The sequence below is a fragment of the Stenotrophomonas sp. AR029 genome, assembly GCF_047520695.2.
In the GTDB taxonomy this organism is placed as follows: domain Bacteria; phylum Pseudomonadota; class Gammaproteobacteria; order Xanthomonadales; family Xanthomonadaceae; genus Stenotrophomonas; species Stenotrophomonas sepilia.
This window is the reverse complement of the sequence record NZ_JAXBQQ020000006.1, coordinates 184,151-209,326: the sequence shown is the minus strand read 5'-3', so window position 1 is coordinate 209,326 and position 25,176 is coordinate 184,151. Positions and strand designations below refer to the sequence as shown.

The following is a 25,176-nucleotide window of genomic DNA, read 5'->3' as shown; positions in this document are numbered from 1 at the left end:
CTTGAACCCCTCATCGGCTTAGGAGCCACAAAGGTATCGCCATGAACAAGTCCACCCGCGTTCTGCTTGTTTCCCTGCTGTCTGTGGCCGTCCTGGCCGGTTGCTCGAAGAAGGTGAAGGAAGAGCCGGCAGCCCCGGTCGACACCGGCACCTCGACCACCACCCCGACCGGTCCGTCGACCTCCGGCCTGTACGGCCCGGGCGACCTGGACACCGACGCCTGCCTGCGCCAGCGCGTTGTCTACTTCGACCTGGACAAGGAAGACGTGAAGCCGGAATTCCAGGCCATCATGGCGTGCCACGCCAAGTACCTGCGTGACCGTCCGTCCTCGCGCATCACCCTGCAGGGCCACACCGACGAGCGCGGTTCGCGCGCGTACAACCAGGCCCTGGGCGAGCGTCGTGGCAACGGCGTCAGCTCGGCCCTGCAGGCCAACGGTGGTTCGGCTTCGCAGCTGACCGTCGTGTCCTACGGTGAAGAGCGTCCGGTCTGCACCGAGTCGAACGAGTCGTGCTGGTCGCAGAACCGTCGCGTCGAAATCGTCTACACCGCGCAGTAATCCATGCGCATTGGCATCAAACTGATGCTGGTCGTTGCGGCAGCCCTCGTGGCTGCCGCACCGGCGCACGCACAGCGACAGAGCCTGGCTGACCGTGTCGGCGCGCTCGAGCAGCAGATGTACAACAACAGTGCCAACCAGGACCTGTTGAACCAGATCAATCAGCTGCGGCAGCAGGTCACCAGCCTGCAGGCCTCGATCGAGCAGTTGCAGCATGACAACGCCCAGCTCAAGCAGTCCGCCCAGGACCAGTACCTGGATCTGGACAGCCGCCTGAACCGGTTGGAAGGGGGCAACGCCGCCCCGGCCCTGCCGCCCGTTCCGGCGAGCGCGCCGAAGGCCGCACCGGCCCCGGCAAAACCCGCAGCGGCGGCCACTTCCGAGCGGCCGCCTTCCGTCCATGGTGATGCTGGCAGCCTTGCCGCCACCGGCGACGAGCGCACCTCCTACAACGTTGCCTTCGATGCGTTGAAGGCCGGCAGGTACGACGATTCGGCGCAGCTGTTCCTGAGCTTCCTGGAGTTGTACCCGAACGGCGTCTACGCGCCGAACGCGCTGTACTGGCTGGGCGAGAGCTACTACGCCACCCGCAATTTCCCGATGGCCGAGGCCCAGTTCCGAGAGCTGCTCTCGCGCTATCCGACCCACGACAAGGCCGCGGGCGGCCTGCTCAAGATCGGCCTGTCGCAGTACGGCGAGGGAAAGGTCGACCAGGCCCAGCAGACGCTGGAGACCGTCGTGGCGCAGTACCCCGGCTCGGACGCCGCGCGCACCGCGCAGGACCGTCTGCAGTCCATCCGCCTGGGCAAGCAGATCCGCTGATCCGCTGGGCGGGCGTACAATAGGTGCCCTGTAGAGCCGAGCCCACGCTCGGCTGCTTTCGTTTCCGGACCAGCAAAGCCGTCCGGTTGCTGTTGTAGAGCCGAGCCATGCTCGGCTGCTTTCGTTACCGGCCACGGTAGCCCACCCGCCACGTGCCCCACCAAGAAGTACCCGCCATGACCGCCGTTACCCCGTCCAACGCCGTCGCCACCCCCAGCGACATCGTGCAGTCGCCGCTGCCGCGCCTGAAGATCACCGAGATCTTCACCTCGCTGCAGGGCGAAGCCGATACCGCCGGCTGGCCGACCGTGTTCGTGCGCCTGACCGGCTGCCCGCTGCGCTGCCAGTACTGCGACACCGCCTATGCCTTCCACGGCGGCACCTGGTGGGACATCGACGACATCGTGGCCGAGGTGCTGGCCCAGGGCGTCCGCCACGTCTGCGTGACCGGCGGCGAGCCGCTGGCGCAGAAGCGCTGCCTGGTGCTGCTGCAGAAGCTGTGCGATGCGGGCATGGATGTCTCGCTGGAAACCTCCGGCGCGCTGGATGTCAGTGCAGTGGACCCGCGCGTGTCGCGCGTGGTCGACATCAAGACGCCGGGCTCGGCCGAAGCCGTCCGCAATCGCCTGGAAAACCTGCCGCTGCTGACCGTCCGCGACCAGATCAAGTTCGTCATCTGCAACCGCGAGGACTACGACTGGGCCAAGGCCATGGTCGCCGAGCACGGCCTGGTGAAGCGTTGCGCCGTGTTCTTCTCGCCGAGCAAGGGCGAGATCAGCGCGCGGCAGTTGGCCGACTGGATCGTCGAAGACCGGCTGCCGGTGCGCTTCCAGATGCAGTTGCATAAAATCCTGTGGAACGACGAGCCGGGCCGATGAGCCGGCGCAGCGTTCCCTGATGTAGCTCCGGCGCGGGACAGCGTGCTGGCTTTCCCCTCCCAACCGGAAGATTTTCCATGAAGAAGGCAGTCGTGCTTCTCTCCGGCGGCATGGATTCAGCCGCCGTCATCGCCATGGCCCAGGAACAGGGCTTTGCCGTGCATGCCCTGAGCGTGCGCTACGGCCAGCGCCATACCTCCGAACTGGATGCCGCCGCCCGCGTGGCCAAGGCCCAGGGCGTGGTCGCGCACAAGACCGTGGACGTGGACCTGCGCAGCATCGGTGGCTCGGCGCTGACCGATGACATCGACGTACCGGAGGCGGGCGGTGCCGGCATTCCGGTCACCTACGTGCCGGCGCGCAATACCATCATGCTGTCGCTGGCCCTGGGCTGGGCCGAAGTGCTCGGCGCCAACGACATCTTCTGCGGCGTCAACGCCGTCGACTACTCCGGCTACCCGGACTGCCGCCCCGAGTTCGTGGCCGCGTTCCAGGCGCTGGCCAACCTCGCCACCAAGTCGGGTGTGGAGGGCGCGGGCATCAAGGTGCACGCGCCGCTGCAGTTCCTCAGCAAGGGCCAGATCGTCAGCGAAGGCGTGCGCCTGGGCGTGGACTTCGGCCTGACGGTGTCCTGCTACAACGCCGACGCCAACGGCGCCGCCTGCGGTCATTGCGATGCCTGCCGCCTGCGCGCGCAGGGCTTTGCCGAGGCCGGCGTCGCCGACCCGACGCTGTACGCCTGACCGCTTCCGGTAGAGCCGGCCGCTGGCCGGCTTCACCGGTGGGGCAATCACTCCCTCGGTGGGTGCCAAGCGCTTGTCCGCACTCCCTGATCTACCGGGGCTGCAACCATCCCGATGCCTCGATGAAGGCCCGCACCGCAGCCGGATCGGCATAGTCCAACTCGATCATCCGCGCGACAGCAGTCCTCTCGTCGGTCTGCCGGCGCATGTACTCCTGCGCAATGCGGTAGCCGGCGTAGTAGCCCAGGTCACTCACCCCGAACGGATTGCGCGCGCTGTTGTACAGCCAATTGTCCAGGTTGTCCCCGTGCATCTCCGTGCGGAAGCGCGCGCGGATTTCCGCTTCGTGCGCTGGCCCATAGGTGTACAGCGGCAACGCCGGGCGGCGCCCGCTGATGCGCTCTGCCACGTATTCGGCCACGCCTTCGCGTACCGCGTACTGGGCCAGGCTGCCGGTGGTCTCGCGCTGCTGGGTGTGCACGTATTCGTGCAGGTTGTTCTGCGCGTTGTTCGCACCCGGCCGGCTGTCGTAGAAGATCCGCAGGCGGTCGCGCATCTTCGCCGGCAGCTCGCTCACGTCCACGCGCTCATCGCCCAGCGCCATCTCCGCGCCGATCAGTACCTTGTCATCCAGCGTGGTGCCACCGGTGCGCAGCACGCCCACCGCATAGGTGATGGTGGCCGGGCGCAGGGCAGGGTAGAGCGCACGGAAGGCGACAAGATCGCGCTCCAGCGTGGCACTGGCCTGCTGCGCGTTGGCGGTGAGCGGTCGTACTGAGGTCCAGAAGCGCGGCCAGGCCTGCATGGCCTCGGCGTATTCGCGGGCGGTGTAGTTGCGCACCTGCATCAGCGCATGCAGGCCGGGGCTGCCCGGATCGATGTAGCGTTGCTGGACCAGCGCCACCCGGCGTTCGGCATCAGGCTCGGCGCGCACCGCATCATAGGTGGCCCAGAAGCGGGCGATGTCGTCAGTGACGACCTGGGATGGGGTGGCCAGTGCCGTACAGGGCAGCAGCAGGGCGGCAACGAGGCAGAGGGGCAGGCGCATCCGTGGCTCCGGGCAGGACTCACAGCTTGGATGCGCGTGAGGCCCGGAAGGTTTAAGCGGGTTCGCCAGATCGGGTAGTGCCGGCCGCTGGCCGGCAACCTCGACACGCTGGGGTTTCACCCGGCCCGCCAAAGTAGGGTAGAATGCCCACCCCGCCGAAAGGCTGGGGCAGTGCAATGGGCCGTTAGCTCAGTCGGTAGAGCAGAAGACTTTTAATCTTTTGGTCGAAGGTTCGAATCCTTCACGGCCCACCAATTGCATCAACGACTTAGGCGCCCTTTTGGGCGCCTTTTTCTTTTGCTCCTGAAAACCCTACCGAACACTTCGGGAGAGATGCAGGTTTCACGACAGGCAAGCGATGATCGTATCTATCGCGCATGGCGGCGCTCTTGTGCCCCCGACGTCCCTCAGGTTTTGAGTAGCACGGCGATTTGGAGTTCAATCCCCGACAAGCCGGAGATTGGACATGAAGAAGCGCTTTTCCGAAGAACAGATCATCGGCTTCCCACGCGAGGCAGAGGCCGGCATGGCGGTGAAGGACCTGTGCCGTCGACATGGCTTCAGCGAGGCCTCGTACCAACTGTGGCGCAGCAAGTTCGGTGGCATGAGCGTGCCCGACGCCAAGCGGTTGAAGGACCTGGAAGCCGAGAACGTCCGGCTGAAGAAGTTGCTGGCCGAGCAGCTGTTCGAGAACGATCTGATCAAGGACGCGCTGCGAAAAAAGTAGCGGACCCGCCGGTGCGGCGTGCGCTGGTGCGGCAGTGGGTGCAGCGCGGGGCAAGCGAGCGCCGTGCCCTGGCGATCATCGGGATGAGTGCCAGCGCGCTGCGCTATGTCCGGCGCGAGGATCGCAACGTTGAATTGAGCGAGCGCATCCTGGCCTTGGCGTATCGGCACAAGCGCTACGGCGTCGGAATGATCTACCTGAAGCTGCCGCAGGAAGGACGCATCGTGAACTACAAGCGCATGGAATGGCTGTATCAGGCGCAGCAGCTGCAGGTCAGGCGGCGCAAGCGCAAAAAGGTGGCGGTCGGCGAGCGGCAGCCACTGCTGCGCCCGGCCCGGCCCGACCATGTGTGGTCGATGAACTTCGTGTTCGACCGTACGGCCGAAGGCCGGGTCATCAAGTGCTTGGTGATCGTCGATGACGCCACATACCAAGTCGTGGCAATCGAGGTGGAACGTGCGATTTCCGGGCACGGCGTCTCGCGTGTGCTGGACCAGCTGGCCTCGCTGCGCGGCTTGCCGCAGGTGATCGGTACCGACAACGGCAAGGAATTCTGCGGCAGGTGATAGTGAGCTGGGCCCACGCACGTGGCGTGAAGCTTCGCCTGATCCAGCCCTGCAAGCCGAACCAGAACGCCTATGTGAAATCGTTCAACGGTCGCCTGCACGACGAATGCCTCAACGAGCACTGGTTCCCAACGCTGCTACACGCCCGCACCGAGATCGAGCGATGGCGTCGAGAATACAACGAGGAACGCCCCAAGGACGCCATCGGCGGCATGATACCGGCCGCCTACGCCAAACATCTGGCCAACATCGATATCATCAACCCCGGACTCTAAACCCGACCACTACTCACGGCGGGGGGGGGGGGGCGTCGCCCGGCGATCAAATTATTCACGCCAATTTCGGTACAGGCCCAGGACGAATACCCGCCTTACGCCGGAGGCGTCTTACTCATCCAACTGAACTTGAGCGGCGATCTGATGCGCGAGTACCAACTTCTTAAAGGTAAGCGCGTCAGTATGACTGGAACGCTTTACCATTCGCATACTGGGCGGCACCAGACGCCTGTATTGATCACTGCCACTGGTATTGCTGAGTCGGAATAAGGGCTGGTGGACCGGGCGCGTTCACTCAAGCAATTAAAAATCGATCTCAGATTTCCGGCTGAGCATGCTGGCTTTGCATCCTCAGCCGGACGTTTCGTTGGAGCGACTAACCGCCTGCCTCCAGCCCTAATGCGCTGACTGCGCCCCAGGGCATCGCGGAGACTCCCTTGCAGCTTCCGTCTTTCAGGCTTGCCTTAGCGACAATGACGTATCCATTGTCTCCGAAGAAGATAGCGGCACCGCTATCTCCAAATCCGCACGCCAGTGACGATCCTTCGATGCGTATCCAAGCGTCCGCGCATGGAAGGTTTCCGGTTGGACCGCATGCGAGCTCGGGCCTGTGCTTGATGCTCACGACAGTTCCGCAGGTGTATTGGCTGGTGACGCCTCTGAAGCACATGCTCTGGCCTTGAGTAGCGTTGGTCCACATGTACATGATGCGGCGCCTACTGTAATCCGAAGTTGAGGTGGAATACACCTCCCGGAGCGGTGTGTGTGACCCCACCGTATGCCACTGAACGTCGTGGCTCGCATCATTGATCTGGTCCACGAACGTCAGCGGCACGGTGTACTTCCCTGCGCCGGTTGCGTAGTTTCCATAGATCAGATTGTCGGGGCAATGCGCCGCAGTGGTGATACCCCTTCGTCCAGTGGCCTTATGAATAACCGGAAATCCTGAGGTGCAGTAGCTATTGTTGGATTGGAGGGGGGGCGCCGCCAACAACATACTCCGCGTTGACTGACTTCGGCATGTTGGGGCGGACTTCAATCTTGAGACCGGTGACTCTTTCAAGCTTCTTGATTGTATCCTTCAACTCTTCTGCTTGGCGGCTGTCGCCGTCTATGTCAATCAGCACCCGTTCTTCGCCTGGGAACCCAGTCGTCCCCGTGATGCCTGGTATGGCGCTGTGAAGAAGAGGTCTGTGCTTAGCAAGGAGCGCGTAAAACTCGTCCTGGGTGTACTTGTGACCAACCTCGAACACCACGCGGGTCGTCCCGCTCTCGGTGTTGATCGTTCGATCCGCGACTGGATCTGGCCCCTTGAGCTGCACCAGGATGTGTTGATCTGGCGCGTCTTTGATCGACAGTTCCGTTAGACGATCTGCGAACTCGATACGCAACGCTTCAATATCCGACATCACCTCACCTTGAACCGCTAGGCGCGTGATTGCTTCGTCTATCGAGACCGTAGGGTGTTCACTCATGTAGCTGTGAATTTGAATCTGCATCTCCTTGCCTTCCTGCGTGTCAGCGTCAGGCACCTGCGCCAAAGCACAGGTGGATACAAGAAGTGCTGCGGAGCATCCTAGAACCTTCCGTTTCATGCGACATCTCCAGAGTCTGCAACAAATCATCGAGGCGTTGACATGCCTCGATGCGCGAGCCTAGCACTGTCTCCCCTCGGGCACTGAGACGTAACTCACAAGCTTCATTGGAGTGATTGTGCACCCTGATGTCTGTACTGTGGGGGTGTTCGTATACGCGTCTTTAGATGTGCTGAAGCACTTCATAGATTAGGCGATTGGTCCCTTGCCTAAGAATTTCGTACACACCCAGCCGCTCCTGCTGCTCGCGAAACAAGTCAATCATTCGCTCTACTTCATTCCGGCTGTATGAGTTGTACTTCCTCATAGTGTCCAGCTGCATGAAGTCGTCGGCGTGCAGGTTGTCGATAGTGGCGACTTCGATGACGGCATCCTTGCCGCCGAAGATTCTATCCACGGTCTTTCTTGCCATTGGCTGGCTACCAATGTGGATTTGATAGTTGCGAAGCATCCGCATGAAATGAAGAAGTGGACTTGCGCTGCTCGTAATCCTATAGGCGTGTCCTGCGTTCTTCATTGCTTCTTCTATGCCCACGAATTCGGTCAGCGCGGCCCGCACATGCATTGCTACGTGGAGGGCGGCTGGCACCCCGTCGCGAATTGGGATATCTGAGCCGCCCGAAAGAAAGAGCATATAAAGGGCGGATGTCGCCCTCTCGTAGAGCTGAGGCACTTGTTGCAGTGCGCTTGGCGGTGGTCGCCAAAATATGTCGCCCTCAGTAATGTCCGGATAGTCGTTGAAATCCAATTGAGCCTTCATGCGCCCATTGCCTTGACGATTTGCATGGTGATATCGACCACTCCCGGTTCGTTCAATAGCGAGCGGCGAACGTGAAGCGTGTGAGCGTTTGTGTGCGAGTTGTAGCGGCTAACCCTTTTCACTACGTCCAATGGAATAAGGGCGGCGTATTCAACTTTCAAAGAGCTGTTGTAGACCACGGCTGCGAGGTGGTCGAATGGATCAGACGCCAAGTTCCGCAACGCGCTCAACTGTGTGCTGCGGTTGGTTGCGGTTAGTCGCCTGCCTTTGATCTGATACCGCGTCCCGTCCTGGCCAACTGCATCAAAACCGGCCTGGGAGCCCACGGCCAATTTTGCGTTGAGGGCACGCGCCACCAATGTTTCCGTGTAGTCCGCCACGGGATTGTTTGATGAGCGCACGACGCCTCTTTGTCGAAGCGCTTCCATGACCAGACAGTGGAGGTCCAGCAGCTGCCTATCCGTAAATTCATCCGTATCCATCGCGCACTCCGTGTCCACCACGCCCGCCCTGTTGGGATTGTCATCATATCCGCCTGAGCGTGGCTTCCACCCATTGACCCGCTAGACTGGGCTACTAACGAAAGGGGGTTCTATGGCTGGTATCGTGGGGGTGCTCGTTCTGCTGCTTGTGCTCGCAGTTTTGTTCAACATTGCGTCATCCAGAGAGAAAGTGATCCGTGAGCTGGGTGAGCAGTCGGCCCAGCAGGGCAGGGACATTGCAGCGCTGCGTCAGGTGATGGACGCGGTTGCGGATCGCGTGCTATTGAGCCGAGAGCAGCGACGGGTGAAGTAGTTTGATGAACTGCCGCCATTCGTCCTGGATGACTTCAAAGCCCTCAGCGCCGGTTCCGAGCGCGAGTTGATCATGGCTTGTGGTGGCGGTGACGACGCCGAGGTCATGGGTTTGCACTATCGGCACGAGCGGCTTGAGTTTTGCACCGATGGCGAAAAGGACACGGTTGCCTACGGCGTTGCTCGCCCTTGGGCAACGATCGAGGATCGTCCGGTGAAGATCTATCTCAATCAGTACGCGCTCACATCAAAAATTGTCGGCTTGGATCGGGACGGTTTCGTCAAGCTCGTCCCCTATAAGGCACGGTTGCCCCAGTGAGAGGATTTGCTTCCGCATCGCCTTGAAAGGGCACTTCCATGCAGCGGGCAGTAGCCGCGCCAGTCAACACCGATTTTGGGTTGCAACAGGCCCTGCATTGCAGGGCTTTTTGCTTTCTTACGCGGCCTGTTCAAACGCGTGTTCGTAGTAGGGGCGCTGCGGATCGTCCATCGCCATTTGCAGTTCATCCATATGTTTAGGGTCGGGAGTTGAGCCAGGTGTCCAACCATTCGCTCTTGAGGTTGATGACGGTGCGATCGTGGCCCACCTCAGCCACTTCCGGCATTGGGTCATCGGTCACGGCAGGGGGGCGTCGGGACGTCGCCAAGATTCTGGAATGGCAGGAGAGGGTCCGGGGCAACCGGCTGGCCAAGGCCGACCAGGATCCGTCATTCGGGGGGATGGGGTAGGCCTTGTTGAGGCAACTGGAGGGGGAGGAAATCCGTTCCGCAAAATTCCTGCGCCCGTTGTGGCTCAAGGCTTACAAGCGCCCGCTTTAAAGATTGAAGTGGAACGAGTGGCGGCGTAACCCATTGAAAGTAATGAAATTACCCAGTTACTCTTAATCTTTTGGTCGAAGGTTCGAATCCTTCGCGGCCCACCATTGCATCCCATGACCCAGGTCATTCAGCAAGGCATCGCAATGCGGTGCCTTCTTTGTTGCCTGGTCCAGGGCCTCTACTTCGTCCGCATTCCCTTGGCTTTCGCGGCCGCCGCGTCGGCAGCTTCTTGTGCAGCCGTCGCTGCCGCATTCGCGGAACGCACGGCTTCCGCTTGAGCCGCGTCAAAGTCAGCCCGGCGCTGCGCGCTGATCCGGCGTTCCAGTTCTGAATATGCGACGTAGCTCTCCGGATGCTTCGCGACGCAGGCCTGCTGCAGCAGCGGGATCGCGTGGTCGGACAATCCCGGTTGGAGGTGGGCGAGCAGGCAGTCCGCATATGCTGCGGATGCTGGCGGAGTGCTGCTGGCCTGAGGTGAGGTGGCGGCAAGGGCGGTGGCGATCAATACACTCAACATGGGAACCTCCTTGTGGATATGAGCGTGGCGGTGACCAGTCCGTGAGCCATGGTGCGCGTTGCATGACCATCACCGACTCCATGGTGCTCCAGTTCCGGTCGATCGGCAAAGTGCCGCGAACGACAGTGCCTCCGGCGGTCTATGCTCAGCGCTTTCCCAATATGGACCGCCCCATGCGTCTGATCGTGCTGTCGCTGTTGTTGTCCGCTGTCTCCGCCGCGCCGCTGATGGCTGCAGAAACCGCGCCGCCCGCTGCCGCCTTGCCTCTGGTCATCGGCGAGACCTTCACCATCGAATCGAAGGCGCTGGGCGAAACCCGCCGCATTAACGTCTACCGCCCGCAGCCATGGGGCTTGGATCCGAAAGCGCCGCTGCCGGTGCTCTACATGCCCGACGGCGGCATCGGCGAGGACTTCCTGCATGTGGCTGGGCTGGTGCAGGTGCTGACCGGCAACGGCAGCATGCGCCCGTTCCTGCTGGTCGGCATCGAGAACACCGAGCGCCGCCGCGACATGACCGGCCCCAGCAACGACCCGCAGGACCAGAAGATCGCGCCACGCATTGGTGGCTCGGCGGCCTACCGCACGTTCCTGCGCGATGAACTGATGCCGCAGGTGCGCCAGCGCTACCCGACTACCGACGAGCGCGCGTTGATCGGCGAGTCGCTGGCTGGCCTGTTCGTGGTCGAGACGCTGCTGCAGGAGCCGACGCTGTTCAACAGCTACATCGCGCTGGACCCCAGCCTGTGGTGGAACCGTGGCGCAATGCTGGCCGGCGCAGCCAAACAGCTGCCGGCGGTGACGCGTGCGCAGCCGCGCGTATTCCTGGCCAGCAGTGGGCAGCCGGAGCTGGCCGCATCCACTGCACGACTGGCCGAGTTGCTGCAGCAGGCTTCGCCGTCGCCGCTGGTGAAGTACCTGCCGTTGCCGGAAGAAACCCACGCTACGATCTATCATCCGGCCGCATTGCAGGCGCTGCGCACACTGTTCCCGGCGCCGCCGGCCTCGCCCTGACCGCACTGGCAGTGGATTGCGCACCATGCAAGGATGCGGCAGCGGTGCCATGCGGTGCGCCGCCCGCAACGGGAGAGTGTGGATGCAGCGTGTGCGTGGATGGAGTGTGGCGGCCTGCCTGGCCGTGAGTGGCTGTGCGATGTCGGTGGCGCCGCCGGCAGCGCAGAGTGAAGCGAAGGAGAGCCCGGCCGCCGCTGTGTCGGGTGTGGTGCTGCCGGATACCGAAGCGCTGCGCGTGCACGATCCGGTGGGCCGCGATTACCCGATCTGGGTAGCGCTGCCGGCTGACTACGCTGCGCATCCGGAGAAACGCTACCCGGTGCTGTATGTGACCGACGCGCTGTACAGCTTCCCGCTGGTGCGCAGCGTGCGCAACATGGTGGGGCAGAAGGGCGTCAACATCGAGGATTTCATCCTGGTCGGGCTGCCGCCGCAGGAAGGCCTGACGTCCAAGCAGAGCCGCTCGCGCGATTACACGCCCAGCGATCCGATGCGCACCGATCCGCGTGACTACAGCGACGACGTCAGCTACGGCGGCGCGGCACATTACCGCGATTTCCTCGCCGAGCGCGTACTGCCGATGATCGATGCACGCTACCGCACCGATCCGTCGCGGCGCGCCTATGCCGGTCATTCCTATGGCGGCCTGTTTGGCGCCTACGTGCTGACCACGCGCCCGGACATGTTCCACAGCTACATCCTGTCAAGCCCGTCGCTGTGGTTCGACAACCATCGGGTGCCGCGCATGCAGGCCGAGGCCAAGGCGCCCACGCAGCCGACCACGGTGGTGCTGTCGATCGGCAGCTTCGAAACGGTGAAGCCGGAGCCGCGCTATTTCACCCGCAACGACATGCTGCGCCACAACGCCGAGTTCGCCGAGCAGCTGCGCGCCAGCGGGCATTCGTTGAAGGTGGAGAACATGGTGATCGACGACGAGGACCACTTCACCGTGTATCCGGACATGATCACCCGCGCGCTGCTGAAGGTGTTCCCGGGTACCGGACCGTACAGCAGCGGTTGAAGGTGGGCGCCATCCACGCATGGCGTCGATCTACTGCAAGAACCCGGTAGATCCACGCCATGTGTGGATCAACGCCTCACGCTGCCTGCGCATCCGGCCCGATCAATACGCCCACATCGGCGTGCCGGAAGCACAGGCGGATGGCGTCGAGCAGCTCGCTCATGTTGTAGGGCTTGGGCAGGAAATGAATGCCGTCGCGCAGCTGCGGCAGCACCTGGTGCTGGTCCATGCCCGACGTCACCAGGATCGGCAGCTGGGGATACAGGCCGCGGACCCGGTTGGCAGCTTCAATGCCGCTGATCGGGCCCAGGTTGACGTCGGTGAACAGCAGGTCGAAACGCTCACCTGCGGCCAGCAGGCCCAATGCTGCTTCGGCAGAGCTCACGCCCACCACGTGGCAGGCCTGGCTTTCCAGCGCAAGACGGCTCAGCTCGCGGGTTTCCTCTGCGTCCTCGATCAGCAGGACGCGGGGTTCAACGTGGCGCTTGGACAGCAACATGGCGCTACAGCTCCGGAAAGCAGCAATGAAAAGGCGCGCAAGTATGCGCAAGCCGGGGGTGATCCCGGCGTGCACGGCAGGCTAAGTGAGCGTTACAGCAGGCGCGGGCGTCGCTGGCGTACCCGCCAGGCCAGCACCGCCACCGCCAGCAGCGCGGCGCCGATACGCAGGCTGGTGGCCTGCCAGCCCAGCGCGACGGCGTCGTCGAGGTTGAACACGTTCCACGCCATGTTCATCGATACATGCAGCACCAGGCCGCACCACAGGGTGTCGCCGTCCAGATGGTCAAGCCAAGCGAAGATGAAGCCGCCCAGTGCGATGACCGCGCCGACGAACAGGGCAGTGCCGCCGCCGTCGAAGCCGCCGAAGCCCAGCCAGTGCACCCAACCGAACAGCAGCGCCTGCGGCAGCGCAAGCAGGGACCATGGGCCACGCATGAGCTTCACCAGCAGCACGAAGCCGAGGCCACGGAACAGCACTTCCTCGGCCAGTGGGAACAGCACGGCGAGCATCGTCGCATCGAGTGCGGTCAGTGCGGTGTTGGGCGTGCCCAGCACCGCCAGGCCCAGCCAGCAGGGCAGGCTGGCCAGCAGCACCCAAAACGGGCCGCGCCAGTCGTTCCCGTGCAGCCCCAGGCTGGCCATCAGGCCCACCCCACGCGGGCGCAGCAGTGCGGCCAGGAGCAGCGCCAGCAGGACGGCCAGTGCGTTGTCCAGCAGGCTGCCGCCGTAGGGCATAGGCAAGGCGGGAATCGGCGCGCCTGCGGCCGCAGCGACATCGCGCAGATTCAGGCCAACGCCGACGCCGAGCAGCACCAGCAGCAGGCGCGCGGCGTTGGGCAGGCGGGACAGGACGGTCATGCACGCACTCCCTGCGGAACCAGCGTGGAGTGTGGAAGGCGGCCGGGACGCTGGCACGCGCCGGAAGTCTGTGTGCCATCGGTCATGTGTTGCCGCACAGTCATCGGTGGGCAGGTAGAGTCGTTGCCAGACCTTCAGGAGCCATGCCCATGCTGTGCCCCGTGTGCAAGACCCAGACCCTGCAGATGGCCGAGCGCCATGGCATCGAGATCGATTACTGCCCCGGCTGCCGTGGCGTGTGGCTGGACCGTGGCGAGCTGGACAAGATCATCGAACGCGCCGGCGCTGCGCTGCCGCCGCCGGCACCTGTGCAGGCGCAGCCGGCGACCACGCCGCCGCCGGTGATGCATCGTGATACCCGCCACTTGGGCCAGCGCTACGAGGACAACCGGGGCCACGGATACAAGAAAAAGAAAAAGGACAGCTTCCTGTCTGAGTTGTTCGATTTCTAGTTGTAGCGTCGAGCCATGCTCGACTGGATGTTGCCGCCTATAGTCGAGCAAGCTCGACTCTACATGGAGCGCGTGATCACGTCCGCCGCAGGATGAACTCGCGGTCGCGCGTATCCCCGACGATGAAGTCGTACTCGCCGACCTTGCTGCAGCCATAGCGCGCGTAGAAGCGCTGCGCGCCGAAGTTCTCCTCCCAGACGCCCACCCACAGGGTGCGGCGGTGCGGTTGGTCCAGCCAGGCCATGAACGCGTCCATCAGGCGTGCACCATGGCCGCCGTTCTGGTGTGCGGCCAGGATGTAGAACCGCTTCAGTTCGATGTCGCCTTCGCGGGCCTCGGCATGCGGCAGGGTGTTGGCACCAGCAGCCAGGTAGCCGACCACGTTGTTGCCGTCCACCAGCAGCCAGATCGCGCCGCGCGGGTCGGACAGTTCGGCGCGCTGCGGTTCGCTGCTGTAGTGCGCCTGCAGGAAATCCTGCAGCTCCTGCGCCGGGTACGAGTCGCCCCAGGTTTCGTTGTAGGTGGCAATCGCGATGGCCGACAGGGCGTCGATATCGGCAAGGGTGGCGCGGCGGATCTGCAGCGACATGGCGGAGCCTGCATTGGAACGTGGCGCAGTGTAGCCGGCCCCGGCGGCTGCCGGGGCTGGCCAATGCTCACGAACCGCTGCTCAGAACCACATGCGCACGCCCGCCACCCAGCGAGTGTCGCGTGCGTGGTCGCCAGCATGATCGGCGGTGTCGCCAAACGTGCGCTCGTGGCTGATGCCGATGTACGGCGCGAAACGACGGCTGAACTCATAACGCAGGCGCAGCCCGGCTTCAACCTTGTTCAGTCCGCGACCGATGCCGTACTCCGGCTCATCCTTGGCTGCGACGGTGGCTTCCAGCAGCGGCTGCAGGATCAGGCGGTTGGTCAGCAGCACGTCGTACTCGACCTCGGCCTTGGCCAGCACCTGACCACCGGAACCCATGTACAGCGTCGCCGAGCTTTCGAACTTGTACGGCGCCAGGCCCTGGATGCCGATGGCCGCCCAGGTGCGCGAGTCGGCCGGCCGGAAGTCCTGGCGCACGCCGATCAGCACGTCCCACCACGGCGATACGCTGCGACCATACAGTGCTTCCAGTGACGACGATTCCGTGCTGCCGCGGCTGCGTTCGCCATCGGTGCGCAACCACAGGCGGTTGATGTTGCCACCGATCCAGCCGGTGGCCTCCCAGGCCTGGCCGGTGCTGTTCTTGCCGTCCCAGTGTTCGAGGCGATCGATCAGCAGCAGGCTGTTGATCTGTGGTGCATGCTCCATCGCACCATGCGCGATCGGAGGGAAGGCGGCAGCGCGGTCGGCATCGGTGGGAACCGGGATCGGCTCGCGCGGTTCGATCGGTGCGGGCGTGCCGTGACCCATGGCGGCGTGATCCATCGTGGAATGGTCCATCGCCGCTGGCTGCATCGCGCCATGGTCCATCTTCGAGTGGTCCATCGTGGAGTGGTCCATGCCGGCCTGACCCGCCGCACCCATGTTCATCTTCGAATGATCCATCTTCGAGTGATCGACCGGTTCGGCCGGGGTCTTCGCGGTCTTCGGCGGCGGGTCCATCGTGCCCATGTCATGCCCGGGATGCGACTGCGCGAACACCGGCAATGCGGTGGCCAGGCCCAGGGCCAGCAGGCTGGGGGAAAGCAGTGAGCGGCTCATTCTTCGATCCTCACTTCGCGCATCATGCCCGCTTCCATGTGGTACAGCAGATGGCAGTGGTAGGCCCAGCGACCGAGCGCATCGGCACGCACGCGGTAACTGCGGCGGGTGCCGGGTGGCATGTCGATGGTGTGCTTGCGCAGCTGGAATTCGCCCTGCGCGTTCTCCAGATCACTCCACACGCCGTGCAGGTGGATCGGGTGCTGCATCATGGTGTCGTTGACCAATACGATGCGCATGCGCTCGCCGTAGTTCAGTCGCAGCGGCTCGGCGCTGGCGAACGGAATGCCATCGAATGACCAGGAGAACTTCTCCATGTGGCCGGTCAGGTGCAGCTCGATCTCGCGGCTCGGCTCGCGGCCATCGGGGTCCTCGAACAGGCTGCGCATCGCGCCGTAGGTGAGTACCTGGCGACCGTTGTCGCGCAGGCCGATGCCGGGATCGTCCAGCTTCGGTTCGGTGGCCGAGCTCTGCATGTCCACCAGCGGGTTGTTGCGCTCACTGGCCGGGTGCTTCGGTGCCCTGCTGGCGGTATCGCCGTCGTGGCCCATGCTGGCGCCGCAGCCGCCTTCCATGCCCTTCATCGCGGCCATGTCATGGCCACCATGGCCACCACTACCCATGTCGTGCCCCATGTCGCTCATCGTCAGCAACGGGCGTGGGTCGGGCGCGGGAATCGGTGCCTGCAGGCCATGGCGGACTGCCAGCGTTCCGGCGGCAAAGCCGGTACGGCCCATGTCCTGGCAGAAGATGGTGAACGCGTCCTGCCCGGTCGGTTCCACCAGCACGTCGTAGGTTTCGGCCGGCGCGATGCGGAACTCGTCGATGCTGACCGGATGGATGTACTGGCCGTCGGCGGCGACCACGGTCATTTTCAGGCCGGGAATGCGCACGTCGAAGTAGGTCATCGAGGCGCCGTTGATGAAGCGCAGCAGCACTTTCTCGCCGCTGCGGAACAGCCCGGTCCAGTTGCCGGCCGGCGCGGTGCCATTCATCAGGTAGGTGTAGGTGTGCGCATTGATGTCGGAGATGTCGGTGGGCGTCATCCGCATCCGCCCCCACATGCCACGGTCGGACAACGCGGCCGACCAACCGTCGCGCTTCACGTCACGCAGGAAGTCGGGCAGGGTGCGCTTGTAGTAGTTGTCATGCTCGGCGAGCTTCTTCATGCGCCGGAACAGCGCGCCGGGGGCCATGTCGGTCCAGTCGGACAGCAGGATCACGTGCTCGCGGTCGTGGTGGTAGGGCGCCGGCTCGGCCGGGTCGATGATCAGCGCTCCGTACAGGCCGGCCTGCTCCTGGAACATCGAGTGGCTGTGGTACCAGTAGGTACCCGACTGCTTCAGTTCGAAGTGGTAGTGGTAGGTCTCACCGGGGCCGATGCCATTGAAGCTCAGTCCCGGCACACCGTCCATGTTCGCAGGCAGCAGGATGCCGTGCCAATGGATCGAGGTCGGGTGGCGTTCCAGGGTGTTGCGCACGAACAGGTCCACGGTCTGGCCTTCGCGCCAGCGCAGGATCGGTGCCGGCAGCGATCCATTGACGGTGATCGCCGGACGGGTGCGGCCAGTGAAGTTGGCCAGCGATTCGCCGATGGCCAGTTCGATGCGGGTGTCGCTGAGCACGGCGGGGGCGCCGGCCAGGCGTGGGGCGGCAGTGGCGGCGGCGAGCGCGCGCTGCGGCACGCCGACAGCGGCGATGCCGGCAACCACGCCACCGGCGGCCAGGCCCTGCACGAACAGGCGGCGCGACGGCATGGGCACAGGGCCCGGACCGCGGGGGATACGGGTATTCATGGTGGTGACTCCAGACACGTAAAGACGCCGGCAGGCGGCCGGCTGCGGTGCGCAGGGCGCACGGTGCGTGTGGAATCAGCCGATGGGAGGGCGTGAGATCGGCGGCAGCGGCGGCGCCGGCCGGCCGGTGGCCGGCATCGGCTGCGGGGCCAGCGACAGCGCCGGTCCGGCCATGAACGGCAACGGCTGCACCACCAGCAGCGGGTGCTGGGCGCAGCTGCGCACGCAGTCCTTGATCTGGCAGTGGGCGTCGTGGGCCGGGGCCTTGGCCTGCGGGGCCGCGTCGGCCTGCATGCCCGCGTGGTGGTGGCAGTCGGCAGTGCCGCCATCAACAGCCGCGGCTGCGGCGTGAGCCATTCGCCCCATTTCTTCGTGACCACGGGCCAGGGCCGCGTTCAGCCCGTTGAGCAACAGGCTGAGCATGAGCACGACGCGGAGCAGGGTCGAGGCCAGGGACATGACGCTAATCTAGCCGCAAGCGGACGCGGATGCACTTCCGGCTGAATGGCCGGTTCAAGATTGGACCTGCACCAGCGTAGAGCCGAGCCCACGCTCGGCTGCTGTTCGCGCAGAGGCAGCCGAGCGTGGGCTCGGCTCTACAGGGGCGCCCGCGCGCCGTTGGGGCCATGCCCGGCGGCCGCGCAGCGCGGCAACGCGATACCGTCAGCCCTCTTCACGCACGATCTCGACCAGGCGCGGGCCGTAGCGGCTCAGTTTGGTGCCGCCGATGCCGCCGACCCGGGCCAGTTCATCCAGGCTGGTCGGGCGCTGCTCGGCGATGTTGCGCAGGGTGCTGTCGTGGAAGATCACGAACGCCGGTACGTTCTGTTCCCGGGCCAGTTCGGCGCGCAGGCCGCGCAGCGCGTTGAACAGGGCCAGGTCCTGCGGCAGCACCGACAGGCCGGTGCGCTGCGCGCTGCGCTCGCGTCCGCTGGTGCTGCTGGCCGGGTCGCGGCGCATGCTGATCTGGCGGCGGCCGGTCAACACGTCGCGGCTGGCATCGGTCAGGCGCAGGCCACCGTGACCCTCGCTGTCCACTTCCAGCAGGCTGGCCGCGACCAGCTGGCGGAACACGCTGCGCCAGGTGCGTGCATCGAGGTCGCGGCCGATGGCATAAGTGCTCAGCTTGTCGTGGCCCTGCTGCCTCACCTTCTCGTTCTCGCTGCCGCGTAGGATGTCGATCAGGTGGCCGACACCGAAGCGCTGGCCGCTTCGATAGACGCAGCTCAGCGCCTTCTGTGCCGGTATGGTCGCGTCCCACGAGGCCGGTGGCGTCAGGCAGTTGTCGCAGTTGCCGCAAGGCTGGGGGTAGGTCTCGCCGAAGCCGGCCAGCAGCACCTGGCGGCGGCACTGCATCGATTCGCAGTAGCCCAGCAGATGGTCGAGCTTGGCCCGCTCCAGCTGCTTGCGCTCTTCGCCCGCCTCGGACTGCTCGATCATCTGCTTGAGCAGTACCACATCACCCAGGCCGTAGCACAGCCAGGCCTCGGCGGCTTCGCCATCGCGGCCTGCGCGTCCGGTTTCCTGGTAGTAGCCCTCCATCGACTTGGGCAGGTCGGTATGCGCGACGAAGCGCACGTCCGGCTTGTCGATGCCCATGCCGAAGGCGATGGTGGCACACATCACGATGCCGTCCTCGCGCAGGAAGCGGCGCTGGTTGCCGGCGCGCACTTCCGGCGGCAGGCCGGCGTGGTAAGGCAGAGCGTTGAAGCCCTGGCCGCAGAGGAATTCAGCGGTCTCCTCGACCTTGCGCCGCGACATGCAGTAGACGATGCCGGCCTCGCCACGGTGGCCGCGCAGGAAGTCGGTCAGCTGCTTGCGGGCGTTGTCCTTCTGCACCACGGTGTAGCGGATGTTGGGACGGTCGAAGGAACTGACAAAATGGCGCGCTTCCTGCAGATCGAGGCGCTCGGCGATCTCGCGCTGGGTCGGCGGATCGGCGGTGGCGGTCAGCGCGATCCGCGGGATCTGCGGCCAACGCTCGTGCAGCACGGTCAACTGGCGATATTCGGGGCGGAAGTCATGGCCCCACTGCGACACGCAGTGTGCTTCGTCGATGGCGAACAGGGCGATCTGGCTGCGCGACAGCAGCGACAGGAAACGCCCGGTCAGCAGCCGCTCAGGGGCGACATACAGCATGTCCAGTTCGCCGGCGAGCAGCTCGCGCTCGACGCGGCCGGCGGTCTCGGCATCCAGGGTTGAATTCAGGTACTCGGCGCGCACGCCGAGCTGGCGCAGGGCTTCGACCTGGTCCTGCATCAGTGCGATCAGCGGCGAGATGACGATGCCGCAACCGTCACGCAGCAGGGCCGGGACCTGATAGCACAGCGATTTGCCGCCGCCGGTGGGCATCAGCACCAGGGCGTCGTGACCGGCAGCCACATGCTCCACGATGTCCTGCTGCGGACCACGGAAATCGTCGTAACCAAAGACGCGTTGAAGCAGGTCGTGCGCGGGACGGGAAGCCATCGCGCTAGTTTACCTCCCGGAGGCGGCGGCAGGGCTGCGCCCTGGGAACGCGCCATTGCATGCGCGCTGCCGCTCCCACGCTTCGCTGCGCGAAACGCGGGCCCCACTTACCAGCTCCCAGACCCCCGCCGCTTCGCGTCTGCCCCCTGACTCAGGGGGCTCTCCCCCAGACTTGGCCCGGTGGCGGGTAGATCCACGCCATGCGTGGATGAAATCTGTCAGATATCGACAATCAAAATGGGGTCAGATCCGTTTTCCTGCGGAAAACGGATCTGACCCCAAGCAATGCCCTGGCAGATCACGGAAATCTGTCGAAGGCGGGGTGGGTCCGGTTGAGGGGGTGTGAGCGGCATGGATGCCGCGACCAAGCGCCCATGGACGGGTTTACGGCGCCCCCTCAACCGGACCCACCCCGCCAACCTTCAGGAAACTGGCTTTTGCTCTGGCTCTGGCTTGAAGGCTTCGGCGGGTGCAGGGCTGCAAGCCCTGCCGAACACCCCCAACCCTTACTGCAACAGCGAGCGCAGCATCCAGGCGTACTTCTCGTGGGTCTGCAGGCGCTGGGTCATCAGATCCTCGGTCGGGGCATCGTCACCCTTGGCCGCCACATCCAGCACTTCACGCGCCGTACGGCATACCGCTTCGTTGGCGACCACCAACTGGCGTACCATTTCACGCCAGTCCGCACTGTCGGTGAGGCCCGGTTCCTCGACGATCGAGGTCAGCGCAGCGAATTCCCGGTAGGAGCCCGGGGCATTGAAGCCCAGCGCGCGGATGCGCTCGGCCACGTCGTCCAGTGCCGCCCACTGCTCGGTGTACTGCGTCTCGAACATGGTGTGCAGCGAGTTGAACATCGACCCGGTCACGTTCCAGTGGAAGTTGTGCGTCTTCAGGTAGAGCGTGAACGCATCGGCCTGGAAGCGCGACAGACCGTCGGCGATCTTCTTGCGGTCGCCCTGGGTGATCCCGATATCGATGTTCGGCGCCGACGGTGCCGCCGCTGCAAGCTTCTGCTTGCCGGTCTTGGCCTTGGTCGTGCTTTTGGTCTTCGCCATGAGGTTCCTCCTTATGGAATCGTTGGCCTTCACAATAAACCGGTCGTGATGACTGGTCGCTTTCAAAGTTTTGAACGAACCGATTGATGAACTCTATCGATAAAAATCCATCGCCCCGCCTGCGCCAACAGCGCGCCGCCATCGACGGCGCCATGAGCCGCGACCGGGGCCGTTTGCTGGGAATGCTCTCGCGTTGCCAGGCCAAGCCGCAGGATGCGGCACTGGCCGCTACTTTCGAGCAGGCCTTGCAGGCGTCGGTGCAGCGTCGGCAGGTACGGGCGCAACAGCAGCCGTCCATTACTCTGGACCCGCAGCTGCCGATTGCGCGTGAAGCCGACGCGATCATCAAACTGATCCGCGACCACCAGGTGGTGGTGATCGCCGGTGAAACCGGTTCGGGCAAGACCACCCAGCTGCCGAAACTGTGTCTGGCCGCAGGCCGTGGCCAGGCCGGCATGATCGGCTGCACCCAGCCGCGACGGATCGCCGCACGTGCGGTCGCCAGCCGCGTGGCGCAGGAACTGCAGAGCGAACTGGGCCAGCTGGTGGGCTACCAGGTACGCTTCAATGACAAGGTCAGCGACGACAGCCGCATCAAGTTCATGACCGACGGCATCCTGCTGGCGGAGATCGCCAGCGACCGCTGGTTGTCGAACTACGACACGATCATCGTCGACGAGGCACACGAACGCAGCCTCAACATCGACTTCCTGCTGGGCTACCTGAAGCAGCTGCTGCGCAAGCGCCCGGACCTGAAGCTGATCGTCACGTCGGCCACCATCGACACCGAACGCTTCGCCCAGCATTTCGACAACGCACCGGTGATCAGCGTCGAAGGCCGCACCTACCCGGTGGAAGTGCGCTACCGCGCGCTGGAAGGCGAGGGCGAAGACCAGGGCGAACGCACCGTCAACGATGCCATCGTGTCGGCTGTCGACGAGATCACCCGCCTGGACGCACGCGGCGACGTGCTGATCTTCCTGCCGGGCGAGCGCGAGATCCGCGATGCGCACCAGTCGCTGGAACGGCGCAAGTACCGCAATACCGAGGTGCTGCCGCTGTACGCGCGCCTGTCCAACCAGGACCAGGACCGGGTGTTCAACCCCGGGCCGAACCGGCGCATCGTGCTGGCCACCAACGTGGCCGAGACCTCGCTGACGGTGCCACGCATCCGCTACGTGGTCGATCCGGGCTTCGCCCGCGTCAAGCGCTACAGCCCGCGCAACAAGCTGGATCGCCTGCACATCGAGCCGATCTCGCAGGCCAGCGCCAACCAGCGCAAGGGTCGCTGCGGCCGTATCGCCGAAGGCATCTGCTACCGCCTGTACGCCGAGGCGGATTTCCAGGCGCGGCCGGAGTTCACCGATCCGGAAATCCGCCGTTCCAGCCTGGCCGGCGTGATCCTGCGCATGCTGCAGCTGGGCCTGGGCCGCATCGAGGAGTTCCCGTTCCTGGAGGCGCCGGACGAGCGTGCCGTTGCCGATGGCTGGCAGCAGCTGACCGAGCTGGGCGCGATCGATGCCGAGCGGCGCATGACCACCATCGGCAAGCAGATGGCGCGCCTGCCCGTGGACGTGAAGCTGGCGCGCATGCTGGTGGCCGCACAGGCTGCAGGCTGCCTGCGGCCGATGCTGGTGATTGCCTCGTTCCTGGGCATCCAGGACCCGCGCGAACGCCCGCCGGAAGCGCGCGGTGCCGCCGACAACGCGCATGCGCAGTTCGCCGATGGCCGCTCCGAGTTCGTCGGCGTGCTGCGCCTGTGGGATGCCTACCGGCAGGCCCACGAAGACCTGACCCAGTCCAAGCTGCGCGACTGGTGCGGACGTCATTTCCTCGGCTTCCTGCGCATGCGCGAGTGGCGCGAGCTGCATCGCCAGCTGCGGCTGCTGTGCGAGGAACTGGGCTGGAAGGAAGAGGCCAGCGAGGCATCGATGGCACCGCTGCTGGCCGGCAGCAGTGCGCCGGCACCGGCACGTGATGACGCGGCCTCAGTAAAGGCCACCCGCGGCCAGTTGCATCGTGCCGCGCGCCTGGCCCGCGAAGGCAAGGCCGAGGCCGCACCGGCACCGGTGGCCGTGCGCGCGCAGAAGGAACAGGCGCCCGCCGGCGGCGGCTTCAGCGAACGCGTGCGTGCCGCTGCCTACCAGACCCTGCACCGGGCGCTGGTGGCGGGCCTGCCGACGCAGATCGGCCACCGCACCGAGAAGGGCGATTTCCAGGCACCACGCCAGCGCCGCTTCCTGCCGTTCCCCGGTTCGGCGCTGGCCAAGCGGCCACCGCCGTGGCTGCTGGTAGCCAACCTGCTGGATACGCAGAAGGTATGGGGCATGACCCTGGCCGCGATCGAGCCGGACTGGGTGATCGCCGAACTGCCGCACCTGCTGCTGCGCAAGCACTTCGACCCGCACTGGTCGCGCGCGCAGGGCCAGGTGCTGGCGTCCGAGCAGATCAGCCTGTTCGGCCTGGTGCTGGCACCGAAGAAACCGGTCCATTACGGCCGCATCGCGCCGGGCGAGGCGCATGACATCTTCGTGCGCCAGGCGCTGGTGACCGGCGAGATCAATACCCGTGCCAGTTTCGTCGCCGACAACCAGAAGGTGCTGGAGGTCGCGCGCGAGGAAGAAGCCAAGCTGCGCCGCGCCGGCATCGTTGCCGACGAAGACTGGCAGGCACGCTGGTACCTGGACCGGGTGCCGCCGCAGATCCACTCGGCGGCGGGACTGGATAGCTGGTGGAAAGGGCTGGCGCCGGAGCAGCGCAAGGCGCTGCACTGGTCGTTGGCAGACCTGTTGCCCGGTGAGGGCAGCGAACAGGAACGCTATCCGAAGTACCTGGCGCTGGGCCAGGCGCGCTTGCCGCTGCACTACCGCTTCGAACCGGGGGCCGACGACGATGGCGTGACCCTGGACGTGCCGCTGCACCTGCTCAACGCATTGGATCCGGTGCAGCTGGGCTGGCTGGCGCCGGGCTTTGTCGCCGACAAGGCCTCGGCACTGATCCGCAGCCTGCCAAAGGCGATGCGCCGCAACTACGTGCCGGCGCCGGACTTCGGTCGCGCGTTCTACGAGGCCTTCCCGCAGCCCAGCGCTGATGCCATCACTGTCGAGCTGGCGCGTTTCCTGTCACGTGCGACCGGCGCGACGGTGACCGCACTGGATTTCGAGCCGGGTTCGATCGAGCCGCACCTGCACATGAACCTGCGGCTGCGCGACGAACAGGGCAAGGTGCTTGCCACCTCGCGTGATCTGGAAGCGCTGCGCGCGAAATTCGGTGGCCGTGCTGGCGATGCCTTCGCCGCGCGTGCCGGGCGCGAGATGGCGGCTGACGGCCTGCGCACGTTCCCGGCCACGCCGATTCCGCTGCAGGTACCCGGTGAAGCCGGCGTGCCGGCCTATCCGGCGCTGCTGGACGAGGGCGACAGCGTGGCGCTGCGCATCTTCGCTGATCGCCAGCAGGCGCAGGACGCCCATCCGCTGGGCGTGCGCCGCCTGCTGGAGATCGCCCTGGCCGAGAAGGTGAAGCAGGCACGCAAGCAGTTGCCGGTCGGTGCCAAGACCGGCCTGTTGTATGCCGCGATCGAATCGCAGGAGCGGCTGCGTGGTGACCTGGTCGATGCGGCGATGAACGCGGTGCTGGCCGAGGGCCTGGAGGAAATCCGCGATGCGACGGCGTTCGAGCAGCGTCGCGAACACGCCGCCAAGGCCCTGTTTGGCGAGGCGATGTCGCGGCTGAAGCTGGCCGAGACCATTCTGGCGCTGGTGGCGGAGCTGAAGCCGATGCTGGAAGCGCCGTTGATGGGCTGGGCGCGCGGCAACCTGGACGACATGGAAGCGCAGCTGGCCGGGCTGATCCACCCCGGCTTCCTGCGCGACACGCCGGCCGACGCGCTGGCGCAGTACCCGCGCTATCTGAAGGCGATGATCCTGCGCACCGAACGTGCCAAGCGTGATCCGCCGCGTGACCAGGCGCGCATGCTGGAACTGCATCCGTTCCTGGAAGCGCTGGAGGCGGGCGAGCAGCAGGGCCTGCGTGATCGCCCGCAATGGCAGGCGCTGCGCTGGGATCTGGAAGAACTGCGGGTATCGCTGTTCGCGCAGGAGCTGGGTGCACGCACCGGTATCTCGGCGAAGAAGCTGGCGCAGCGCGTGGCTGCATTGCGCCAGGCCTGAGCGCGCCACGGTCGCCCCGTCGGGCGACCGTGGCCGGCCGGG

The 25,176-nt window shown here is 65.0% G+C and carries 24 protein-coding genes, 1 tRNA gene and 1 pseudogene; 13 read left to right on the top strand and 13 right to left on the bottom strand.

Annotated elements, in window-relative coordinates; translation table 11 throughout:
• The first annotated feature begins 41 nt into the window (after positions 1-41).
• From pal to queC, 4 genes are all read left to right on the top strand, one after another.
• A complete protein-coding gene (gene pal / locus ACM0PB_RS17430) occupies positions 42-560 on the top strand; it encodes a peptidoglycan-associated lipoprotein Pal (RefSeq protein ID WP_005418510.1) in 519 nt (172 codons plus the stop codon).
• A gap of 3 nt (positions 561-563) precedes the next feature.
• Entirely contained in the window at positions 564-1,382 is an 819-nt protein-coding gene (ybgF, locus tag ACM0PB_RS17425; RefSeq protein ID WP_005418509.1) for a tol-pal system protein YbgF, read from the top strand.
• 176 nt (positions 1,383-1,558) lie between these two features.
• Positions 1,559-2,260: a 7-carboxy-7-deazaguanine synthase QueE gene (gene queE, locus ACM0PB_RS17420; RefSeq protein ID WP_414604889.1), complete on the top strand. Its 702-nt coding sequence runs from the start codon at positions 1,559-1,561 to the stop codon at positions 2,258-2,260.
• A gap of 77 nt (positions 2,261-2,337) precedes the next feature.
• On the top strand, positions 2,338-3,003 hold the full coding sequence (queC, locus tag ACM0PB_RS17415) for a 7-cyano-7-deazaguanine synthase QueC (RefSeq protein WP_014038216.1): 666 nt from the start codon (positions 2,338-2,340) through the stop codon (positions 3,001-3,003).
• Between the two features lie 91 nt (positions 3,004-3,094).
• Here the strand turns inward: queC and ACM0PB_RS17410 are convergent, their stop codons facing one another.
• Positions 3,095-4,051: a DUF2268 domain-containing putative Zn-dependent protease gene (locus ACM0PB_RS17410; protein ID WP_139727531.1), complete on the bottom strand. Its 957-nt coding sequence runs from the start codon at positions 4,049-4,051 to the stop codon at positions 3,095-3,097.
• A 178-nt stretch (positions 4,052-4,229) separates the two neighbouring features.
• Between ACM0PB_RS17410 and ACM0PB_RS17405 the strand changes: the two genes are divergently transcribed.
• The 3 genes and pseudogenes from ACM0PB_RS17405 to ACM0PB_RS17395 all read left to right on the top strand — a co-directional run bounded on the left by ACM0PB_RS17405 (position 4,230) and on the right by ACM0PB_RS17395 (position 5,889).
• Positions 4,230-4,305 (top strand) — tRNA-Lys (locus tag ACM0PB_RS17405).
• A gap of 212 nt (positions 4,306-4,517) precedes the next feature.
• Positions 4,518-5,619 (top strand): annotated as a pseudogene (locus tag ACM0PB_RS17400) (IS3 family transposase).
• A 129-nt stretch (positions 5,620-5,748) separates the two neighbouring features.
• Positions 5,749-5,889 (top strand): DUF4431 domain-containing protein, encoded by a 141-nt coding sequence (locus ACM0PB_RS17395; protein ID WP_139727529.1) that lies wholly within the window; start codon positions 5,749-5,751, stop codon positions 5,887-5,889.
• 689 nt (positions 5,890-6,578) lie between these two features.
• On the opposite strand, the gene ACM0PB_RS17390 is transcribed toward ACM0PB_RS17395, so the two are convergent.
• From ACM0PB_RS17390 to ACM0PB_RS17380, 3 genes are all read right to left on the bottom strand, one after another.
• Positions 6,579-7,214 carry a hypothetical protein gene (locus tag ACM0PB_RS17390; RefSeq protein ID WP_235649168.1) on the bottom strand — a complete coding sequence of 212 codons (636 nt, stop codon included), beginning with the start codon at positions 7,212-7,214 and terminating at the stop codon, positions 6,579-6,581.
• 163 nt (positions 7,215-7,377) lie between these two features.
• Positions 7,378-7,974 (bottom strand): hypothetical protein, encoded by a 597-nt coding sequence (locus ACM0PB_RS17385; protein WP_065196674.1) that lies wholly within the window; start codon positions 7,972-7,974, stop codon positions 7,378-7,380.
• The gene (locus tag ACM0PB_RS17380; RefSeq protein ID WP_065178165.1) at positions 7,971-8,456 is read right to left on the bottom strand and encodes a hypothetical protein; all 486 of its coding nucleotides are present in this window, start codon (positions 8,454-8,456) and stop codon (positions 7,971-7,973) included. Before ACM0PB_RS17380 ends, ACM0PB_RS17385 begins: the two co-directional genes overlap by 4 nt.
• Positions 8,457-8,568: 112 nt before the next feature.
• Between ACM0PB_RS17380 and ACM0PB_RS17375 the strand changes: the two genes are divergently transcribed.
• Positions 8,569-8,769: a hypothetical protein gene (locus ACM0PB_RS17375; RefSeq protein WP_231111971.1), complete on the top strand. Its 201-nt coding sequence runs from the start codon at positions 8,569-8,571 to the stop codon at positions 8,767-8,769.
• A 72-nt stretch (positions 8,770-8,841) separates the two neighbouring features.
• Positions 8,842-9,087 (top strand): hypothetical protein, encoded by a 246-nt coding sequence (locus tag ACM0PB_RS17370; RefSeq protein WP_231114051.1) that lies wholly within the window; start codon positions 8,842-8,844, stop codon positions 9,085-9,087.
• Positions 9,088-9,765: 678 nt separating this feature from the next.
• Here the strand turns inward: ACM0PB_RS17370 and ACM0PB_RS17365 are convergent.
• A complete protein-coding gene (locus tag ACM0PB_RS17365) occupies positions 9,766-10,104 on the bottom strand; it encodes a hypothetical protein (protein WP_065178166.1) in 339 nt (112 codons plus the stop codon).
• Between the two features lie 173 nt (positions 10,105-10,277).
• Here ACM0PB_RS17365 and ACM0PB_RS17360 point away from each other — a divergent pair, with 173 nt between their 5' ends.
• Both ACM0PB_RS17360 and ACM0PB_RS17355 read left to right on the top strand, forming a co-directional pair.
• Entirely contained in the window at positions 10,278-11,117 is an 840-nt protein-coding gene (locus tag ACM0PB_RS17360) for an alpha/beta hydrolase (RefSeq protein ID WP_065178167.1), read from the top strand.
• Positions 11,118-11,199: 82 nt separating this feature from the next.
• The gene (locus tag ACM0PB_RS17355; protein WP_171955696.1) at positions 11,200-12,138 is read left to right on the top strand and encodes an alpha/beta hydrolase; all 939 of its coding nucleotides are present in this window, start codon (positions 11,200-11,202) and stop codon (positions 12,136-12,138) included.
• Positions 12,139-12,214: 76 nt separating this feature from the next.
• Here ACM0PB_RS17355 and ACM0PB_RS17350 read toward each other — a convergent pair whose 3' ends face one another.
• Positions 12,215-12,637: a response regulator gene (locus tag ACM0PB_RS17350; protein WP_005418495.1), complete on the bottom strand. Its 423-nt coding sequence runs from the start codon at positions 12,635-12,637 to the stop codon at positions 12,215-12,217.
• Between the two features lie 92 nt (positions 12,638-12,729).
• Positions 12,730-13,497, bottom strand: a complete 768-nt coding sequence (locus tag ACM0PB_RS17345) for a CPBP family intramembrane glutamic endopeptidase (RefSeq protein WP_235649169.1) — start codon at positions 13,495-13,497, stop codon at positions 12,730-12,732.
• Between the two features lie 149 nt (positions 13,498-13,646).
• On the opposite strand from ACM0PB_RS17345, the gene ACM0PB_RS17340 reads away from it, so the two are divergent.
• Positions 13,647-13,949, top strand: coding sequence for a TFIIB-type zinc ribbon-containing protein (locus ACM0PB_RS17340; protein WP_053499357.1), 303 nt, complete (start codon positions 13,647-13,649; stop codon positions 13,947-13,949).
• Between the two features lie 76 nt (positions 13,950-14,025).
• Here ACM0PB_RS17340 and ACM0PB_RS17335 read toward each other — a convergent pair whose 3' ends face one another.
• The 6 genes from ACM0PB_RS17335 to ACM0PB_RS17310 form a co-directional block, all read right to left on the bottom strand.
• Positions 14,026-14,538, bottom strand: coding sequence for a GNAT family N-acetyltransferase (locus ACM0PB_RS17335; protein ID WP_164230211.1), 513 nt, complete (start codon positions 14,536-14,538; stop codon positions 14,026-14,028).
• Between the two features lie 81 nt (positions 14,539-14,619).
• Positions 14,620-15,645 carry a copper resistance protein B gene (locus tag ACM0PB_RS17330; protein WP_164093319.1) on the bottom strand — a complete coding sequence of 342 codons (1,026 nt, stop codon included), beginning with the start codon at positions 15,643-15,645 and terminating at the stop codon, positions 14,620-14,622.
• On the bottom strand, positions 15,642-17,441 hold the full coding sequence (locus ACM0PB_RS17325; RefSeq protein ID WP_164093320.1) for a copper resistance system multicopper oxidase: 1,800 nt from the start codon (positions 17,439-17,441) through the stop codon (positions 15,642-15,644). Before ACM0PB_RS17325 ends, ACM0PB_RS17330 begins: the two co-directional genes overlap by 4 nt.
• 75 nt (positions 17,442-17,516) lie before the next feature.
• Positions 17,517-17,900: a CopL family metal-binding regulatory protein gene (locus ACM0PB_RS17320; protein ID WP_065178174.1), complete on the bottom strand. Its 384-nt coding sequence runs from the start codon at positions 17,898-17,900 to the stop codon at positions 17,517-17,519.
• Between the two features lie 204 nt (positions 17,901-18,104).
• Positions 18,105-19,910 carry a DNA helicase RecQ gene (gene recQ / locus ACM0PB_RS17315; RefSeq protein WP_005418471.1) on the bottom strand — a complete coding sequence of 602 codons (1,806 nt, stop codon included), beginning with the start codon at positions 19,908-19,910 and terminating at the stop codon, positions 18,105-18,107.
• A 506-nt stretch (positions 19,911-20,416) separates the two neighbouring features.
• Positions 20,417-20,965 carry a Dps family protein gene (locus ACM0PB_RS17310; RefSeq protein ID WP_005418469.1) on the bottom strand — a complete coding sequence of 183 codons (549 nt, stop codon included), beginning with the start codon at positions 20,963-20,965 and terminating at the stop codon, positions 20,417-20,419.
• An 86-nt stretch (positions 20,966-21,051) separates the two neighbouring features.
• On the opposite strand from ACM0PB_RS17310, the gene hrpA reads away from it, so the two are divergent.
• Positions 21,052-25,134, top strand: a complete 4,083-nt coding sequence (gene hrpA, locus ACM0PB_RS17305; protein ID WP_414604172.1) for an ATP-dependent RNA helicase HrpA — start codon at positions 21,052-21,054, stop codon at positions 25,132-25,134.
• Positions 25,135-25,176 lie beyond the last annotated feature (42 nt).

What these genes read in the sequence shown, in the direction of transcription:
- pal (WP_005418510.1), top strand. Translation starts at nt 42, where the DNA reads ATGAACAAGTCCACCCGCGTTCTGCTTGTTTCCCTGCTGTCTGTGGCC.
- ybgF (WP_005418509.1), top strand. Translation starts at nt 564, where the DNA reads ATGCGCATTGGCATCAAACTGATGCTGGTCGTTGCGGCAGCCCTCGTG.
- queE (WP_414604889.1), top strand. Translation starts at nt 1,559, where the DNA reads ATGACCGCCGTTACCCCGTCCAACGCCGTCGCCACCCCCAGCGACATC.
- queC (WP_014038216.1), top strand. Translation starts at nt 2,338, where the DNA reads ATGAAGAAGGCAGTCGTGCTTCTCTCCGGCGGCATGGATTCAGCCGCC.
- ACM0PB_RS17410 (WP_139727531.1), bottom strand. Translation starts at nt 4,051, where the DNA reads ATGCGCCTGCCCCTCTGCCTCGTTGCCGCCCTGCTGCTGCCCTGTACG.
- ACM0PB_RS17390 (WP_235649168.1), bottom strand. Translation starts at nt 7,214, where the DNA reads ATGAAACGGAAGGTTCTAGGATGCTCCGCAGCACTTCTTGTATCCACC.
- ACM0PB_RS17385 (WP_065196674.1), bottom strand. Translation starts at nt 7,974, where the DNA reads ATGAAGGCTCAATTGGATTTCAACGACTATCCGGACATTACTGAGGGC.
- ACM0PB_RS17380 (WP_065178165.1), bottom strand. Translation starts at nt 8,456, where the DNA reads ATGGATACGGATGAATTTACGGATAGGCAGCTGCTGGACCTCCACTGT.
- ACM0PB_RS17375 (WP_231111971.1), top strand. Translation starts at nt 8,569, where the DNA reads ATGGCTGGTATCGTGGGGGTGCTCGTTCTGCTGCTTGTGCTCGCAGTT.
- ACM0PB_RS17370 (WP_231114051.1), top strand. Translation starts at nt 8,842, where the DNA reads ATGGCTTGTGGTGGCGGTGACGACGCCGAGGTCATGGGTTTGCACTAT.
- ACM0PB_RS17365 (WP_065178166.1), bottom strand. Translation starts at nt 10,104, where the DNA reads ATGTTGAGTGTATTGATCGCCACCGCCCTTGCCGCCACCTCACCTCAG.
- ACM0PB_RS17360 (WP_065178167.1), top strand. Translation starts at nt 10,278, where the DNA reads ATGCGTCTGATCGTGCTGTCGCTGTTGTTGTCCGCTGTCTCCGCCGCG.
- ACM0PB_RS17355 (WP_171955696.1), top strand. Translation starts at nt 11,200, where the DNA reads ATGCAGCGTGTGCGTGGATGGAGTGTGGCGGCCTGCCTGGCCGTGAGT.
- ACM0PB_RS17350 (WP_005418495.1), bottom strand. Translation starts at nt 12,637, where the DNA reads ATGTTGCTGTCCAAGCGCCACGTTGAACCCCGCGTCCTGCTGATCGAG.
- ACM0PB_RS17345 (WP_235649169.1), bottom strand. Translation starts at nt 13,497, where the DNA reads ATGACCGTCCTGTCCCGCCTGCCCAACGCCGCGCGCCTGCTGCTGGTG.
- ACM0PB_RS17340 (WP_053499357.1), top strand. Translation starts at nt 13,647, where the DNA reads ATGCTGTGCCCCGTGTGCAAGACCCAGACCCTGCAGATGGCCGAGCGC.
- ACM0PB_RS17335 (WP_164230211.1), bottom strand. Translation starts at nt 14,538, where the DNA reads ATGTCGCTGCAGATCCGCCGCGCCACCCTTGCCGATATCGACGCCCTG.
- ACM0PB_RS17330 (WP_164093319.1), bottom strand. Translation starts at nt 15,645, where the DNA reads ATGAGCCGCTCACTGCTTTCCCCCAGCCTGCTGGCCCTGGGCCTGGCC.
- ACM0PB_RS17325 (WP_164093320.1), bottom strand. Translation starts at nt 17,441, where the DNA reads ATGAATACCCGTATCCCCCGCGGTCCGGGCCCTGTGCCCATGCCGTCG.
- ACM0PB_RS17320 (WP_065178174.1), bottom strand. Translation starts at nt 17,900, where the DNA reads ATGTCCCTGGCCTCGACCCTGCTCCGCGTCGTGCTCATGCTCAGCCTG.
- recQ (WP_005418471.1), bottom strand. Translation starts at nt 19,910, where the DNA reads ATGGCTTCCCGTCCCGCGCACGACCTGCTTCAACGCGTCTTTGGTTAC.
- ACM0PB_RS17310 (WP_005418469.1), bottom strand. Translation starts at nt 20,965, where the DNA reads ATGGCGAAGACCAAAAGCACGACCAAGGCCAAGACCGGCAAGCAGAAG.
- hrpA (WP_414604172.1), top strand. Translation starts at nt 21,052, where the DNA reads ATGAACTCTATCGATAAAAATCCATCGCCCCGCCTGCGCCAACAGCGC.